This is a genomic window from Streptomyces sp. SCPE 10 (genome assembly GCF_051980735.1).
Lineage (GTDB): Bacteria > Actinomycetota > Actinomycetes > Streptomycetales > Streptomycetaceae > Streptomyces > Streptomyces misionensis.
In genome coordinates this window covers 4,893,126-4,909,838 of record NZ_CP197069.1, presented here as the reverse complement: position 1 = coordinate 4,909,838, position 16,713 = coordinate 4,893,126, and the positions used below count along the sequence as shown (strand labels likewise).

Genomic DNA, 16,713 nt, shown 5'->3' with positions numbered 1-16,713 from the left:
GCCGGGGCCAGAAGCGAGATGAGCGAGGGCTATGCGGCGGCGGCCGAGCCGTCCTGGGACCACTTGTCGGCGAAGTGTTCCATCTGACGGATCACCAGGGCGATCGCTTCCTTGGACTGCTCCGGCGGGTAGCCGTGGCGGGCCAGGAGGCGCCTGATGGTGGCGCGGAGCCTGGCCCGGACCGGTTCGCGGGCGATCCAGTCCTTCTTGAGGTTCTTGCGGACCTGGACCACGAGGTCCCGGGCGATGCCGGAGAGGATCTCGTCGCCCATGAGGTCGCGGGCGCTGCCGAGGTCGGCGACCGCGTCGTAGAAGGCGAGTTCGTCGTCGCCCAGCGGCGGGGTGAACTTCTCACCTCGCCGGGCGTCTTCCGCGACCGTCTTGGCCAGTTCCACCAGCTGGGCGATGATCTCGGCACTGGTGAGCTGCTGACGCATGTAGCGGGTCATCAGGTTCTGGAGGCGGACCGAGAACGCAGTCTGGCGGACGATGTTGTGCCGGGTCTGCTCGCGCATCTTCTGCTCGACGAGACGGCGCAGGGCTTCGGCTGCCAGGTGCGGGGTTTCGCTGTTCTGCAGGCGGCCGACGAGGGCGTCGTTGAGGTGAGTGAGGTCGGCCTTGTCCAGTCCGGCCTCGGAGAAGAGGTCGGTGACACCACCGGTCTCGACGACAGCGGAGGTGAGCTGGGAGAGGTAGAGGGCGACGTCGCGGGCGACGGGCAGGCCCTGGGCCTCACGGTCCATGGCGTCGAGCTTCGCCATGTACGTACGGACCTCGACGAGGAACTGGATGTCGCGCTTCCAGTACGGCTGGTCGCCGAACCGGGAGGAGATGTCGGCGGAGGAGCCGGCCAAGGCGAAGAAGCGCTCCAGGCGGTAGCCGTGCTCGCGGAAGCGGCGACTGAGGGTCTGGTTCGGGTCGTCGAGCTGATCGGGGTTGTTGCCCGGGGTAGCGGGGCTGCGGAGGTACTCGGCCGTGGTGTAGGCCGCCTTGATGAAAGCCTTCGGGTCGGGGCGGGAGAGGCGTTCGCGCCAGTTCCACCCGATCAGCATCTGATCGAGGATATTGTACTCGTTGCGGAGTTCGTCCAGGGCGCGGTCGATGTCCTGGCCGAGGGTCCGGTCGGCCTGGTCGTCGGCGGAGTACTCGGCGATGGCCTTCTGGAGGTTCTCGGTGAGGGGGGCGTAGCCGACGAGGAGGCCGTCCTCCTTCTTGCGGAAGCGGCGGTTGACGCGGGCGAGGGCCTGCATCAGGCCGGCGCCGCGCAGCGGCCGGTCCAGGTACATGGTGTGGATGGACGGCGCGTCGAAGCCGGTCAGGAGCATGTTGTTGACGATGAGGAGCTGGAGTTCGTCCTCGGGGTCCTTGGCGCGGTTGATGACGGCCTTGCGCTGGGCGTCGCGCAGGGCGTGGGCGCGCAGCTCCTCGGAGTCTTTACGCGAGTCTGAGGAGTAGACGATCTTCATGGCGCCGGTGGTGTGGTCGTCCGTATGCCAGTCGGGGCGCAGTTCGCGCAGGGCGTCGTAGACGCGGACGCAGATCTCGCGGGTGGCGCAGACGAGCATCGCCTTGCCGGGGGCGCCGCCGGGTGCGTCGTCGGCGTCCGCGACGAACGGCAGCATCGCTGCACGGCGCGCCTCCCAGTGTTCGACCAGATCCTGGGTCAGGTCGCGTATCCGGGCGGGGGCGCCGTACATGGCGTTCATGGTGGCGACGGCCTGCTCGACGCGGGTGCGCTCGGTGTCGTCCAGGCCGTCGGTGATGCGATCGGCCTCGGTGTCGATGGCGGTGGGGTCGACGTCGCGGTCGAGGACGAGCTGGACAACGCGGCTCTCGTGGTAGACCTTCACGGTCGCGCCGTCGTCGGCGGCCCGCTTGAGGTCGTAGGTGTCGATGTAGTCGCCGAAGACCTCGCGGGTGTTGCGGTCGGCCTCGGAGATCGGGGTGCCGGTGAAGGCGAGGAGCGTGGCGTGCGGGAGCGCGTCGCGCAGGTGGCGGGCGTAGCCGTCGAGGTGGTCGTAGTGGCTGCGGTGGGCCTCGTCGACCACGACGACGATGTTGCGCCGCTCGGAGAGGAGCGGGTGGTCGGTCCCGGACTCCTTCTCCTGCTTGGTACGGCCGAACTTCTGCAGGGTGGTGAAGAGGATGCCGCCGGTGCGCTTGGCTGCGAGCTCTTCGCGGAGTGCGGCGCGGTTGAGGAACTGGTGGGGCTGCTCGGGGAGGACCTCACTCTCCTTGAACGTGTCGAAGAGCTGGTCGTCGAGATCGGTACGGTCGGTGACGACCACCACGGTGGGGTTGTGCAGGGCGGGGTCGCGCATGACGAGGTTGGTGGTCAGCACCATCTCCTCGGACTTGCCCGAGCCCTGAGTGTGCCAGACCACGCCGGCCTTGCCGTCGGTCGCGGCGGCACGGCGCACGGCATCGGCGGCGCGGGTGACCGCGAAGTACTGGTGCGGCTTCGCGATCCGCTTCATGCGCTTGCCGGGCACGAAGTTGATGAAGGACCGGACGAGGGAGAGGAAGCGGGGCTGGGTGAACAGGCCGTGCAGGGCCAGGTCCTGGCCGGTCGGAACGTCGGCATCGGCGTCGGCGTGGACGGCGGCAGCGTCCACGGTGTCCACGCGGGCGCCGAACTCGTCGGTGTTCCACGGGGCGAAGTGCTCGTACGGGGTGAAGGGCGTGCCGTACTTCGCGGTGATCCCGTCGGAGAGCAGCACGACCGCGTTGTAGCGGAAGGCGGTCGGGAACTCCTCGACGTAGTGCCGGATCTGGGTGTGCGCGGAGGCGAGGGTGGCGTTCGGATCACCGGCCCGCTTGAGCTCGATGACGGCCAGCGGAAGCCCGTTGACGTACAGGACGAGGTCGAAGCGGCGGTTGCGCTCACCGTTGATCACGGTCACCTGGCGGACTGCGCGGTATGTGTTCGCGTCCGCGTGCTCCAGGTCGACGATCCGGACGGTCGGGGTGTGCTCGGCGCCGAGCGCGTCGGTGTACGTGACGGAGTGGACGCCGTCGGTCAGGTAGCCGTGCGCGGTCCGGTTCTCCTCGTACGTGTCCTGGGAGGTCGGGGTAGCGGCGGTCGCGAGGGCCTCGCGGACGGCCTCCGGGGGGAGGTCGGGGTTGAGCCGCTCGATGGCCTCACGGAGATCGGAGTACAGGATCAGGTCGTCCCAGGAACGGCGGTGACCGGAGCCAGGGGCGAGCTCATTGCCCTCGGCCTTCGGCCAGTCGAGCTCCACGAGCTCTTCGAGTGCGAGGAACTCCCAGTCGATTTCGAGGGGGCGGAAGTTGTCGGGGGTAGGGGTGCCGGGGGTGGGGCCGTCGGGGGTGTCGCTGCTGCCGTTGTCGCTGCTGTTCCCGGTCATACGTGGTCCTCGACAATCTTCTCGGCGTCCTTGACGCGGAGGCGGCCGGACATGAGTTGGGGGAGGAGGGTGTCGCGGAGGGCTGCCAGGGTTCGAGACTCGCTCTCCAGGGATTTCATGTGTGCAAAAGCGGCAGATGCTTCCTTTCCGAACGCTGCAAGCTGCTCGGCATCAGGGGCCATCACCGTGTAGTTCGAAGCATCTGCCGCACTGACCCGTTGACGCCCAGATGAGCCAACCATGTTCCGGATAGCGTGCTCACGGAACCGAGAGTCGCGAGCCAGAAAATAGCTCAGCTCACTCGGGACACCCGGAAGGGAGCGCAGCACGATGAACTCGGTAGACCCGAGCCCGATCTCTCCATCATCCATGAAGTCGACGTAGCCGGTCTTACCGTTCTCCAAGCAAGGAGTGATACGCGCCATGAGTGTGTCACCATTCATGAAACGGGGGCCAGACTTCGGCTCACGCCGAGTCCAGGACGGAATTCCAGCACGATTCGTCTGGAGCGCCGCCATGTCCACGTAGACCGGTTCAGCAGCGGCAGGCTTGCCGAGCTTCGGCCCGAAAGCGATGAGATCCGTAATCGGGATCTCAGATTCACCGTCCGGCTCGTCACCAAGACCTAGCTCAGCAAACCGACACTGGAGCAGCTGCTCGTAGGTGGCCGCGATGCGCTCATTGACGGCGATCTTGTCGTCCAGCGCCCCGAGGGCCTCAGCAATTCCATCTTGATCGGAGCGTGGAGGCATGACCAGCGGAAGTGAACTAAGAATCTTGGTATTGAGGTTTGGCATCGTCGCACCGACGGCGTGTCGCATAATCCATTCACGCACTTCCGGGTGACCAAGATAGTAGGACAGATAACGCGAGTTCACCTCATCTCCGGGACGGACTCGCAAACATCCGGTGCCACACAACCACCCCTCTTGAGATTTGCCGACCAAGGCTCGGCGAGTCACGTCACCTCGCCGCGAATACACGATATCCCCTGATCGCAGCTTGTACTTCGCAAGCCTCTCGACGTCCTGTGGAGAAACCCGCGCAACATCGAGATCGGAAATTACGTTGTCGCCAATATCCTGAGGCATAACGCTCGGAATGCCATCACTCACATAGTCCGATGCATGGAGCTGACTCCCGAAAGGACCAGTCTGAATATTGCCACCACCGCCTGCGCAGGCTGCGCCAAGGGTCGTGTTCCGCCAATCCCCAGGTGCGTCGAAGAGCTTCTCAGGCACCGATCCTCCCCAGCTGCTCGCGCACCATCTCTGCCAGCTCCTCCGACTTGTCGAAGAGTTCGTACAGCTCCCCCGTCAGCCGCGCGATCTTCTCCCCGACCGCCTCGGCGTCCTCTTCCTCCGCCTCGGCCGCTCCGACGTACCGCCCCGGCGTCAGCACGTACCCGTGCTCCTGGACCGTCTTCAGGTCCGCGCTCGCGCAGAACCCCGGCACATCCGCGTACGACTCCCCCGCGTCCTTCGCGCTCGTCGTCCCCCGCCACGCGTGGTACGTCCCCGCGATCTTCGCGAGGTCGCCCTCCGTCAGCACACGCTCGGTGCGATCGACCATCTCGCCCATGTCCCGGGCATCGATGAACAGAATCTCGCCCCGACGATCCGCAGCCGCAGCCTTCTGCCCCTTCACGCCCCCCGGCGACTTGTCCTTCGCCAGGAACCACAGGCAAGCCGGGATCGCCGTCGTCCGGAACAGCTGTGCCGGCAGTGCGACCATGCACGCCACCATGTCGCCGTCCACCAGCGCTTGCCGGATCTCGCCCTCGCCGCTCTGCTGGCTGCTCATCGAGCCGTTGGCGAGGACGACGCCGGCCGTTCCCCGCTCCCCCAGCTTGCTGATCATGTGCTGGAGCCAGGCGTAGTTGGCGTTACCCCTAGGCGGGACGCCGTACTTCCATCGCGGGTCCGACTCGTTGCGCGCCCAGTCCTTGATGTTGAAGGGCGGGTTGGCCATGACGTAGTCGGCCTTGAGGTCCGGGTGTTTGTCGTCAGCGAAGGTATCGCCCCAGCGGGCAGCGAGGTTGCCGTCGATGCCGTGGATGGCGAGGTTCATCTTGGCCAGGCGCCAGGTGCGTTCGTTGAGTTCCTGGCCGTAGACGGAGATGTCGGCCTTGTGGCCGCGGCCGCGGTGGGCCTCGATGAACTTGGCGGCCTGGACGAACATGCCGCCGGAGCCGCAGGCCGGGTCGTACACGCGGCCCTCGTACGGTTCCAGGACCTCCACCAGGAGGCGGACGACGCTGCTCGGGGTGTAGAACTCGCCGCCCCGCTTGCCTTCCGCGCGGGCGAAGTTGCCGAGGAAGTACTCGTAGACCTCGCCGAGGACGTCCTGGGCGGGTTTGTCGTCGCTGCCGCCGAAGCGGGCGTCGGTGATGAGGTCGACGAGTTCGGCCAGGCGCTTCTTGTCGACGTTGTCCTTGTTGAAGATCTTGGGGAGGACGCCGGTCAGCGAAGGGTTGGCCTTCATGATGGCGTCCATGGCCTGGTCGAGGACCTCGCCGACGGTGCCGCTCTTGGCGTTGGCGGAGATCGCGGACCAGCGGGCGCTCTCGGGGACCCAGAAGACGTGGTGCCCGGTGTACTCGTCCTGGTCCTCCAGGAACTCCTCCAGGCGGTCTTCGGCGATGCCTTCCTCCGCCAGTTCCTTGGCGAGCTGTTCGCGGCGCTCTTCGAAGGCGTCGGAGACGTACTTGAGGAAGATCAGGCCGAGGACAAACTCCTTGTACTGGTTGGCGTCCATGGAGCCGCGCAGCTTGTCGGCGGCCTTCCAGAGGATGGCCTGGATCTCCTTGGGCGTGGAGGCGGTGAACAGCTCCGCCTGGTCGGCGGGCTTCTTCTTCCGGGGAGGCATGGGCGCTCGGGTCTCCTTCACGAGTCGGACAAGGGTCGGACGAGAGGGGGTTCGGTGAGAGTCAGCGTGCCGTCGACGAGGCCGGCGGCGGTCAGGGTGGTCAGGTCGTCGAGGGCCGCCGCGTGCTGGCGCAGCAGGGCTGTTCGGCGGGCGATGTCGGCCAGGAGCGCGTCGTAGCGCTCGGCCTCGTCGCTGGGGAGGTCGGGGATGAGGAGGTCTTCTATGCGGCGGGCGGGGCGGACCGCGCCGCTCACCCGCCGGTGTTCGGTGGCCGCCGAGCGCAGGAGCGCCGCCAGGGCGCGGGGCCTTACGGGATGCTCGGCGTCGGACCGTGCGCGCAGGACGCGGGCGGGGAAGGCCACCACCGACAGGCCCTCGTCGTCGACGTACGCGCCGAAGCTCGGGGTGGCGGTGACGACGATGTCGCCGGGTTCGGTGAAGTAGGCGTGCTCGTAGGTGGTGTGGAGTACGGCGCGGTCGATGCGGTGGCTGCCGACCGGCGCGCTGCCGGTGATCTCGGCCGGGGTGAGGACCGTGTAGTGGCCCGCGCCGCCGGTGAGGAGGTGTTCGGCGGCGATGCGGTGGCCGGGCAGTCGGCGCAGGCGGCGGTCCTTGAGCAGGCGGGCCACGGTGGTGCGACGGGCCGGCTGGTCGTCGGGGCGCAGGACGGCGTTGGCGCGGATCGTGGGCGCGTGGTCGAGGGCGCTGCGGGTGGCGTCGATCAGCTGCTGGAGGCGGAGTTCGGTCTCGGAGATGCGGGCCGGGCGTTCGACGACGGTGCGGGTGTAGCGGTCGGCGTGCGGGCGGTGCTGTGGGGTGAACGCGGCACCGGGTGCGCCGGTCAGCGTGGTGGCCCGGACGACGGCGGCGTTGCGCGGTTCGTGGCGGCTGTCTGCCCGCCAGCCGGCGTCGCGGAAGATGTCGATGTCCTCGGCCAGCGCGTCCAGGGTCTGCGGGGTGAGGGAGCGTGAGGAGAGGTCGGCGAGGAGGATCTGGCCGGTGCGCTTGTCTTCGGGGGTGCGGTGCAGGAGCCAGATCGCGGTGCGGTGGGCCGGGCGGAAGCGGAGTACGCCTTCGGGGAGGCTGATCGCGGCCTTGAGGAGGTGCTGTTCCAGGAATTCCCGGCGCAGACGGTCCGCTTCCCCGCGGGCGGGCAGGGGCCGGACGAGCGCGTCGGCGGGTCCCAGGACGACGGCCGTGCGGTCCTCGGCGAGGAGGTCGGTGAGGTCCTGCAGGCTCTGCAGGACGGCGAGCGGGCTGCGGGTCTCGGCCGCCTCATAGGGCAGGCAGCAGGCGATGACGTGCGGGTTTCCCCAGTCTTCCGTGGCCAGTTCCTCGCCGTCGGCAAGGTCCATCTCGAATTCCTGGACCCCCTGTGCCATGAGGCGGCGGCGGGCGAGCCGGGCCAGGTCCGGCATCGGGTCCGCGGAGAGGAAGAAAGGTGAGTCCTCGGCGTCGGACACGGATTCGTGCAGGGCGACCAGCAGGTCGCCGCTCCGGGGGTGCAGGACGGCGGCCGTCGCTCCTTTCTCGCGCTCGTTCAGTCGCGCGAGGCCGGTCAGGCAGGCCATCGTGCGGCTCACCAGCGGAATCGGTTCATCGGCGACGAGGTCGTCGCAACCCAGGCGGCGGCGTGCATCCATGACCCGTTCGAGCGCTTCGGCCGGGGTGTAGGCGGCCTCGGTGAGCTGGTCGGCGAGCACGGCGAGCAGGGGGCCCTGCCGGTCGGCGTCCGGCAGGTCGCGCAGCTCTCTTTGGAGGAAGGTGTCGTCGAAGTCGGTCTCTGCGGCACGCTCCAGGATCGCCTGCCAGGGCAGGTCGGCAAGGGGTTCGTCGAGTAGCTGGCGCAGGCAGAGCAGCGCCGTCACCGTGTCGACCAGGGTGCGGGCGGGGATCGCGCGCCGCCAGGCAGACAGGGTGTGCAGCACCAGCTCCGCCCGGATCTGGCCGGCGTCGGCATTGCCGCGGCCGGTGGACAGAAGCCATTCGGCGACTTCACGGCCGTCGAAGAGCGGGCTGGCTCCCTCGTACGCGACGGGCGCGGGGAAATCCGCGTGCCGACGGGCCCAGGTGGTGACGACGGGACGTTGGACCTGGGCCAAGGTCCCGATTTCGGCGTAACTAATCCGCCAGGAGATCTCCTCGGGCAGGATGGGAGCGGTTGCTTCACGTGTGCCAGCCATGCGGTTCCGCTCCCTTCGTGACGACTGCCTGGTGCTCTCGGTCGAGAACGTTCTCCCAGGGCACCTCACACGCTACAGCCGGTCGAGCTCTCACCTTCGCCAACGGTCGATAACCAGGGTTATCAGGTTCTCGAACAATTTCACCTCCAATCTTCTGGCACCTTCGTCACCATCACCCCGGCACCACCCGCCGGGACGCCAACCCCATACGAGTCCGACCGCACCGGCGTCCTCATCGCCGCACCTCTGCTCCCTTGCCGGGCACTCACCCGTGTCCGCCTCGACACCACCCGCCCCGTAAGGCCGCTCGTGTTACCGAACCGCACCGCAACCTCGCCCCAGGAGACCTCTGTGTCCAGCACCGCGTCGAAGCGCACCCTGTACCGCCTGACCCACGTCGAGGCGACCCCTGAGTCGATGCTCGAAGCCCTCGACGTCGACGCCCTCGACACCCTGGACGCGGTCGTGCGCGACGTCAGCGATCACATGGGAGTTCCCGCCCTCGCGGTGTCCTTCGCCGTAGCGAAGGAGGAAGCCGCCTGGGGCAAGGATGTCCTCCGGCTCGCCGGCGAATCGGACCTGCTGCAGAGCGAGCAGCGCACCGGCGCACTGCTCGTGCTCGCCGTCGACGACGTGGTGTACGCGATCGGCTTCGACCAGGGCTACCGGCTTCTCCCCGCCCAGCTCAAGGACGCGCACTTCGGTCTGTCCTTCGGCATCCGCGCCATCAACCCGCGTCAGGTGCGGGACTTCACCGCCAGCGTCCTCGGCCAGGCGCGCATCGACAGTTCCCTGATCCCTGCCGGCGCCTCCGTACCGGCACTCGGACTCCGGGACCACGGGCGGATCATCCGCCACCTCGGCGGCTACCTCGACGAAGTCGACCTCACCGCAGGGAGCGGCACTAGGAACGGGGCCATGACCGCGGAGGGCGGCATCGGTCTCCGTATCAAACTCGGCACCACCCCCGCCACACTGGTCAAGGACATCCGCGCCATCGCCGCGATCTGCGAGCACGTCGCTCCCCACCCCGACCTGGCCTTCGTCGAGCACATCACCGCGGTCAAGGACCCTTCCCTCATCGACGCGCTCGACGCGGAACTGGACGCCACACTCGGCCGTCCCGCAGACGGCCGGATCATGACCGCCGTCCCCTTCTCCCAGAGCACCGACCTGCCCCGGTCCACCGCCTGCACCATCAAGATCGGGTCCTGCCCGCCCCACCTCCGGGACGAGTTCAGTCTCGACTACGTCCTGGAGCGGGCCCGTGTGATCAAGGCAGGCGCCCGCGTCACGGCGCTCCGGCAGGGCACCGTCGAACTGTTTCGTGACACGCTCTCCGCACGGACCGCGCTCGCCCCGCGCACCGCCTCCCTGGAAGCCCTGTCCAAGGAAACCGCCATGAAGTGGATCGAGGCCACTTTCTCCCTCGGCTCCCGCACGTTCTGTCTGCTCGACGGTGAGTGGTACGAGCTCGGGGCGGGCTACCTGCGCAACGTCAACGAGACCGTGGCTCCCTTGTTCCCCGACACGCCCTCCGTCGATCTCCCCCGCTGGCCGCTCGTCGAGAAGCTCAACAAGAAGGGTATGCGCGTGATGCGTCCCGTAGACGAAGGCGACTACAACAAGCTGGCCGCCCAGGCCCGTCGCGGCTGGGTCTGCCTGGACAAGAAGAATGTCCACAACCCCTTTCGGGCAAGCAACTCCGTCGAGATCTGCGACCTGTTCACCGAGGACGACACTCTTGTCCTCGTGAAGCCCGCGCACTCCTCAAGCCCGCTGAGTCACCTGTTCAGCCAGGCGCGCGTCTCCGTTGAGCTCCTCTTCGAGAACGCGGCCGTACGCGCGGAGTTCGCCCGGTCCGTACACGTCAACAGCGATCCGGCCCGCAGCATCCCCGAGGACTTCACCCCGCGCCACGTCGTCTTCGCGATCCTTCTGAAGGACGGAGCCAAGCTCACGCCGGACTCCCTCTTCCCGTTCTCCGCCATCACCCTGGCCCAGACCGCGAAGGCCCTCGCCGCTCGCGGCGTGACCGTTGAAGTCATCGGCGTCGAAAGCGAGTCGGCCCAGTCCGCCATGCGCGACGAGGCTGCGTAGCCGCCCGGGACTCTCGCCGTAAACACGCCCTCTATATCTCTCATCCGAACGAGGAGTCCTTTCAGCAGCCCAGAATTCCCGCAAGGGCAGCGGGCATCGTCTCCGGGTGCAGGGCATTCAGGGAACGGCGGGAGGCTACATGGAACAGGCCCTCAACAAGCGGCAGCAGGCCGTGCTCGGCTGGGTGGGCCAGGGGTGTCCCGACGGAGTCTGGCCAGACAGCACGTACAAGACCAGCGGACAAGCCCTGCAGAACCGAGGTCTCATCAAAGTCACCAAACGCCGCGGGCATTGGAGCGCCCACCTCACCGAGAAGGGGCGGCAGCATCTCATCGAACGCGGCATCCGCCCCGTGGAGCAGAGCACCCGACCGCCGGAGCGCCCCGCCCGAAAAGCGGCACCGCCGCGCCCCCGAGCCGTGCCGAAGGCCCTTGCGAACTACGCGGACCAGCTACTCGATGAACTGGCCGTTGCGAACGACGGCTGTCTCATCAAGCCCATCGAATCCGGCCCGCACGCGGTGAATTGGGCGTCACGGGTCAACGCCGCCCGCAAGTCCGGCAAGATCCCCCACACGCAGGAAATCCACGGAGACCGCACCCACCGCGGCTACGAGATCAAGCTGGTCGACATCCCTGCCTGGCGCCTCGCGGAACTCACCCCGCTCCCTGTGCCGGCCAGACTCACCAAACCCCATGCCGTCGTGGCCGCCCTCCAAAAGCAACCGCAGCCCATGGGCCTGACCAAACCCCTCCAGGGCCGAGCCCTGCGCATCATCCAAACCCTCATCGCCGCCACCACAGCCCAAGGCCACAAGGCATCGCTCGGAACCACACAAGGCGCGCCCCCGCCCCATCGGCGCCGCAAGGCACCACCGCACTTCTCCATCACCGCCCACGGCGAAAGTGTCGGATTCCTCGTCCTCCAAGAACAGGACCGCAACGAACACGTCCCCACAGACAAGGAACTCGCCGACGCCAAGAAGCACTCATGGATGCGCATCCCCCGCTTCGACTACACCCCCTCCAGCCGCCTACGCTTCATACTCCGCGGCGGCAGCCCGCACCGTGCAAGCGAATGGGCAGATCTCCCCGACCGGCCTCTGGAAGAACAACTCGCCGAGATCGTGCAGGAGGTCGGACTCCGCGGCGAGGCCGCAGAACGCAAACGCCTTGCAGACCAGCAAGCCAGAGAGCTACAGCAAAAGCGCTGGGAAGCCGCCATGCAGGAAGCGCACGCCGCCTACGCCCACGCCTACCGCGTCAAACACCTCGGAGAACAGGCGGACACCTGGTACCAGGCCAGGCGCCTGACTGAATACGTCGCAGCAGTAGGCGTCCATGCCACATCACTTCCGCCCGGGCAGGAGCGGACCGAGGTCGAGGCGTGGCTCGCGTTCGCGGACGCGCACCTCCAAAACCTCACCGGATCGGTCTCAGCGCCGAAACTGCCCACGCCGCCGAAACTCAGCGGCGACGACCTCAAGCCCTTCCTCGGTCACTGGAGCCCCTACGGACCCCGCTCCTACTGAGCCGGACAAAGGGAAATCACACCGCCACGAGCCGGACCCGCTCGCCGCACAGCTTGGCCATGTCGTCAATATCGGAAGTCAGCATGACCACGGGGCGGTGCTGTCGCAGCGCGGCCTCGGCGACGGCCGCATCGATCGCGTACTTGTGTCCGTGCAATCCGGCATTCATCAGCAACTTCGAGGCAGCCCTCGCCTCCTCGTCACGGACCGGGACGACCCGCAGCCCGGAAAGCACCCAGTTCAGGCGTGACTTGTTCGTACGGGCGTGGACGGCCTCGATGATGGTGAGCGCACTGATCACGACCTCCATGCCACGCGAGCGCGCCTCGGCGATCAGAGCCACCACCTGTTCTTCGTCAGCGAGCAGCTTCGAGAGTCCCTCACTGTCGAGGACCAGCGTCCCCTCGTGACTCAGCCGGCGGCGGGCCACTCGGCCTCCTCGGCGAACACCTCGTCGAAGACCTGCCGCGCCCGCTGACGAGCCGGCTCGGACACCGGCCCCTTGCGGCTCTCGTAGTCCGCCAGGTACTCGTCCAGGACCTGCCCGCGCAGCTCACGCTCGACCGCCTCGGCGATGAACGCGGAGAACTCCCGCTTGCCCACGCGAGCCCGGATCGCCTCCGCGGTCCCCTCCGGCAGCGACAAGCTCACCCGCGTCGCTGGCCCTTCCCCGATGCTGTACGTCGCCTCAGCCATACCCCCGATTGTGTCAAACGAGTAGGAAAAGCGCCACGTCTGCACTACCTTCACAGCTCGGTCAGCGCCCCGCTCACGCAAATCCCAGCACGGGCACCCCCATCCCATCCCAGCACGATCCCAGCACGGTAGGGATGAGCAGGGGCGATGACAGGTGACGAGGGGTCAGCTATCCCAGCACCATCCCAGCACGGGAAAAAACAAAGGGCCCGACCCCGAAGAGTCGGACCCTCTCTGACCTGCACGTTTGCCAGATCAGCGACGTGGTGATATGTCACCCGCTACACATTGAACCTGAACTCCACCACATCCCCGTCCTGCATCACATAGTCCTTGCCCTCCATGCGCGCCTTGCCCTTCGCGCGGGCCTCCGCGACGGAGCCGGCGGACACCAGGTCGTCGAAGGAGATGACCTCGGCCTTGATGAAGCCCTTCTGGAAGTCGGTGTGGATCACACCGGCGGCCTCGGGGGCGGTGGCGCCCTTCTTGATGGTCCAGGCGCGGGATTCCTTGGGGCCGGCCGTGAGGTAGGTCTGGAGGCCGAGGGTGTTGAAGCCGACGCGGGCCAGGGTAGCGAGGCCCGGCTCCTCCTGGCCGACGGACTGGAGGAGTTCGAGCGCCTCGTCCTCGTCCAGCTCGGCGAGGTCCGCCTCCAGCTTGGCGTTGAGGAAGATCGCCTCGGCCGGGGCGACCAGGGCGCGCTGCTCGTTCTTGAAGTCCTCGTCCGTCAGCTCGTCCTCGTCCACGTTGAACACGTAGAGGAACGGCTTGGTGGTGAGCAGGTGCAGGTCGTGCAGCAGCTCGGCCCGCTCGGTGCCCTGGACGATGCCGTGCGCGAAGAGCGTGTCGCCCTTCTCCAGGATCTCCTTGGCCTCCTCGACCGCCTTGACCTTCGGCGCGACGTCCTTCTTGATCCGGGACTCCTTCTGGAGCCGGGGCAGGACCTTCTCGATGGTCTGGAGGTCGGCGAGGATCAGCTCGGTGTTGATCGTCTCGATGTCGTCCTTGGGCGAGACCTTGCCGTCGACATGGACGACGTTCTCGTCCTTGAAGGCGCGGATCACCTGGCAGATGGCGTCCGACTCGCGGATGTTCGCGAGGAACTTGTTGCCCAGGCCCTCGCCCTCGGAGGCGCCGCGCACGATGCCGGCGATGTCCACGAAGTCGACCGTGGCCGGAAGAATGCGCTCCGAGCTGAAGATCGAGGCCAGCTGGGCGAGGCGGCCGTCGGGGACGCCGACGACGCCGACGTTGGGCTCGATCGTGGCGAACGGGTAGTTGGCCGCCAGCACGTCGTTCTTGGTCAGGGCGTTGAACAGGGTCGACTTGCCGACATTGGGCAGGCCGACGATTCCGATCGTGAGCGACACGTTGCGACTTCCCGTGGATGAGAGGGCCAGGAGCTGGGGGCTGCCAGGCCCTAGGAGGACACTGGCCGATCCACCAGTCTACGGCGTTCCGCGCGACGACCTCCCCGGAGCGTCGCCGGTCCGGCCAACGTAGGCCGATCGGCGTGTCTGGGGAGCGACTGGGCACATAAACAGACCTAAGTTGGTCCAATGGAGCAGCACAGAACGCGACCCCCGAACGACGGACGGCGGCGCCCCGCGCCCCGCGCCCAGCTGCCGCCGCAGGCCCGGCGCCGCCCGGGCGCACCGGAGGCGGGGCGCGGCGCCGGGCAGCCACGCCAGGCCCGGCCGGTGACGCCGGGCCGGCGGCTGCCGAACCCCCGGCTCACCGGGCTCGGCGGAGGGCTGTTCTGCGTGGCGGTGATGTTCTTGCTGGGCTGCCTGGACCAGCTGCTGCTCGACGGCTCGCTGCCGGTGTACGGCGTGCTGTTCCTGCCGGTGTGCGTGCTGACCGCGCTGTGGGTGCGGGCCGGGGACGTGCTGACCGCGCCCGTGGCCGTGCCCATCGCGTTCGCGGCCGGGCTGCTGGTGGTCGCCGACGGGCGCGAGGGGCTGCTCGGCCGGCTGATGGGCCTGGCGACCGGGCTGGCCACCCAGGCCGGCTGGCTGTACGGGGGGACGCTGATCGCCGGGGTGATCGTGCTCGTCCGCCGGGTGCAGTGGGTGCGGCGGCGCAGGAAGCGCTGCTGAGCCGCCGCGTCCGGCTACGGCCGCTGCTGCGCCGCTCTCATCGCGGCGCCCACGATCCCCGCGTTGTTCTGGAGCTGCGCGGGGACGATCTCGGCCTTGACGCCCTTGATGTGCGGCAGGAACTTGTCCGCCTTGCGGCTGACGCCGCCGCCGATGATGAACAGTTCCGGCGAGAACAGCATCTCCACGTGCGCGAGGTACTTCTGCACGCGGCGCGCCCACTGCTCCCAGCTCAGCCCGTGGTCCTCCTTGGCCTTGCTGGACGCCTTCTTCTCGGCGTCGTGACCGCCCAGCTCAAGGTGGCCCAGCTCGGTGTTGGGGACCAGGACGCCGTCCACGAAGACGGCGCTGCCGATTCCGGTGCCGAAGGTGAGCAGGACCACGGTGCCCGCGCGGCCGCGGCCGGCGCCGAACTGCATCTCGGCGACGCCCGCCGCGTCCGCGTCGTTGACCACGGTCACCGGGAGGCCGCCGAGTCTGCCGCCGAACAGGGCGCGCGCGTCGGTGTCGATCCAGCTCTTGTCGACATTGGCGGCCGTACGGACCGTGGCGCCGCCGGTGACCACGCCGGGGAAGGTCAGCCCGACGGGGCCGGTCCAGCCGAAGTGGTCGATCACCTGCTTCACCCCGTCGGCCACGCCGTCGGGCGTCGCCGGGTGCGGGGTGAGCACCTTGCAGCGCTCCTGGGCGAGATCGCCCCTGTCCAGGTCGACAGGGGCGCCCTTGATGCCCGATCCGCCGATGTCCACGCCGAAGATCTCCATGGCACCACGTTACGACGGGCCACCGACGGTCACGTCCCGGAGGCCGCGCTCACTCCTCGGCGGCGCCCGAACCGCCGCGCTCGGCGACCAGGGCGGCCGCCTCGTCGCGCAGGTCGCGGCGGAGCTCCTTGGGCAGCGAGAAGGTGATGGACTCCTCGGCGGCCTTGACGATCTCCACGTCCGCGTAGCCGCGCTCGGCGAGCCATTCCAGGACCTGCTCGACCAGCACGTCCGGGACGGAGGCGCCGGAGGTGACGCCGACGGTGGTCACGCCGTCCAGCCAGGACTCGTCGATCTCGTCGGCGAAGTCCACCAGGTGGGCGTCGCGGGCGCCGGCGAGCTTGGCGACCTCGACCAGCCGCTTGGAGTTGGAGGAGTTGCGCGAGCCGACGACGATGACCAGTTCGGCCTCGGCGCCCATCTGCTTCACGGCCAGCTGCCGGTTCTGCGTGGCGTAGCAGATGTCGTCGCTGGGCGGGGAGACGAGGCCGGGGAACTTGGTCTTCAGGGCGTCGACGGTCTCCATGGTCTCGTCCACGGAGAGGGTGGTCTGGGACAGCCAGACGACCCGCTCGGGGTCGCGGACCTCGACCTTGGCGACGTCCTCGGGGCCGTCGACCAGCTGGATGTGCTCGGGGGCCTCGCCGGAGGTGCCGATGACCTCCTCGTGGCCCTCGTGCCCGATCAGGAGGATGTCGTAGTCCTCCTTGGCGTACCGGACGGCCTCCTTGTGGACCTTGGTGACCAGGGGGCAGGTGGCGTCGATGGTGGCGAGGCGGCCCTGCCTGGCCTCCTCGTGCACGACGGGGGCGACGCCGTGGGCGGAGAACATGACGATGTTGCCGGGGGGCACCTCCTCCGTCCGCTCGACGAAGACGGCGCCCTTCTTCTCCAGGGTCTGTACGACGTACTTGTTGTGGACGATCTCGTGTCGCACGTAGATCGGGGCACCGTACTGTTCCAGGGCCTTCTCGACGGCGATCACGGCGCGGTCCACGCCGGCGCAGTAGCCCCGGGGGGCGGCGAGCAGGACACGGCGGCCAGGCGAAGCGGTCATGGTCCCATCGTAGGGGTCGTACGGCGGCGCCGGGGTCGCCGCGGCCC

General features: G+C 68.1%; 12 protein-coding genes. 3 read left to right on the top strand and 9 right to left on the bottom strand.

The features are described from left to right. Window positions 1-29: 29 nt before the first annotated feature. Genes ACSP97_RS22865 through ACSP97_RS22850 form a run of 4 tightly spaced genes read right to left on the bottom strand, consistent with a single transcriptional unit; the run spans window position 30 to window position 8,419 of the window. On the bottom strand, window positions 30-3,368 hold the full coding sequence (locus ACSP97_RS22865) for a type I restriction endonuclease subunit R (RefSeq protein ID WP_440554028.1): 3,339 nt from the start codon (window positions 3,366-3,368) through the stop codon (window positions 30-32). Further along, the gene (locus ACSP97_RS22860) at window positions 3,365-4,609 is read right to left on the bottom strand and encodes a restriction endonuclease subunit S (RefSeq protein WP_440554026.1); all 1,245 of its coding nucleotides are present in this window, start codon (window positions 4,607-4,609) and stop codon (window positions 3,365-3,367) included. The genes ACSP97_RS22865 and ACSP97_RS22860 overlap by 4 nt, the downstream gene beginning before the upstream one ends. Next, window positions 4,602-6,236: a type I restriction-modification system subunit M gene (locus ACSP97_RS22855; RefSeq protein WP_440554024.1), complete on the bottom strand. Its 1,635-nt coding sequence runs from the start codon at window positions 6,234-6,236 to the stop codon at window positions 4,602-4,604. Before ACSP97_RS22855 ends, ACSP97_RS22860 begins: the two co-directional genes overlap by 8 nt. Before the next feature lie 17 nt (window positions 6,237-6,253). Beyond that, window positions 6,254-8,419: a hypothetical protein gene (locus ACSP97_RS22850; RefSeq protein WP_440554022.1), complete on the bottom strand. Its 2,166-nt coding sequence runs from the start codon at window positions 8,417-8,419 to the stop codon at window positions 6,254-6,256. Between the two features lie 351 nt (window positions 8,420-8,770). On the opposite strand from ACSP97_RS22850, the gene ACSP97_RS22845 reads away from it, so the two are divergent. Together ACSP97_RS22845 and ACSP97_RS22840 are read left to right on the top strand one after the other, a co-directional pair. Then, window positions 8,771-10,519, top strand: coding sequence for a DUF6119 family protein (locus tag ACSP97_RS22845; RefSeq protein ID WP_440554020.1), 1,749 nt, complete (start codon window positions 8,771-8,773; stop codon window positions 10,517-10,519). Between the two features lie 139 nt (window positions 10,520-10,658). After that, entirely contained in the window at window positions 10,659-12,050 is a 1,392-nt protein-coding gene (locus ACSP97_RS22840) for a hypothetical protein (RefSeq protein ID WP_440554018.1), read from the top strand. 16 nt (window positions 12,051-12,066) lie between these two features. Here ACSP97_RS22840 and ACSP97_RS22835 read toward each other — a convergent pair whose 3' ends face one another. The 3 genes from ACSP97_RS22835 to ychF form a co-directional block, all read right to left on the bottom strand. Then, on the bottom strand, window positions 12,067-12,480 hold the full coding sequence (locus tag ACSP97_RS22835; protein ID WP_440554016.1) for a DNA-binding protein: 414 nt from the start codon (window positions 12,478-12,480) through the stop codon (window positions 12,067-12,069). After that, window positions 12,462-12,746, bottom strand: a complete 285-nt coding sequence (locus ACSP97_RS22830; RefSeq protein WP_028438980.1) for a hypothetical protein — start codon at window positions 12,744-12,746, stop codon at window positions 12,462-12,464. Before ACSP97_RS22830 ends, ACSP97_RS22835 begins: the two co-directional genes overlap by 19 nt. A gap of 281 nt (window positions 12,747-13,027) precedes the next feature. Continuing rightward, a complete protein-coding gene (gene ychF, locus ACSP97_RS22825) occupies window positions 13,028-14,116 on the bottom strand; it encodes a redox-regulated ATPase YchF (RefSeq protein WP_355145917.1) in 1,089 nt (362 codons plus the stop codon). A 189-nt stretch (window positions 14,117-14,305) separates the two neighbouring features. Between ychF and ACSP97_RS22820 the strand changes: the two genes are divergently transcribed. Next, complete coding sequence (locus ACSP97_RS22820) at window positions 14,306-14,845, top strand: DUF6542 domain-containing protein (protein WP_358270696.1); 540 nt, start codon at window positions 14,306-14,308, stop codon at window positions 14,843-14,845. A gap of 14 nt (window positions 14,846-14,859) precedes the next feature. Here the strand turns inward: ACSP97_RS22820 and ppgK are convergent, their stop codons facing one another. Beyond that, window positions 14,860-15,609 carry a polyphosphate--glucose phosphotransferase gene (gene ppgK / locus ACSP97_RS22815; protein WP_358295398.1) on the bottom strand — a complete coding sequence of 250 codons (750 nt, stop codon included), beginning with the start codon at window positions 15,607-15,609 and terminating at the stop codon, window positions 14,860-14,862. 49 nt (window positions 15,610-15,658) lie between these two features. After that, window positions 15,659-16,666 carry a 4-hydroxy-3-methylbut-2-enyl diphosphate reductase gene (locus ACSP97_RS22810; protein ID WP_355145911.1) on the bottom strand — a complete coding sequence of 336 codons (1,008 nt, stop codon included), beginning with the start codon at window positions 16,664-16,666 and terminating at the stop codon, window positions 15,659-15,661. Between the last annotated feature and the right edge of the window lie 47 nt (window positions 16,667-16,713).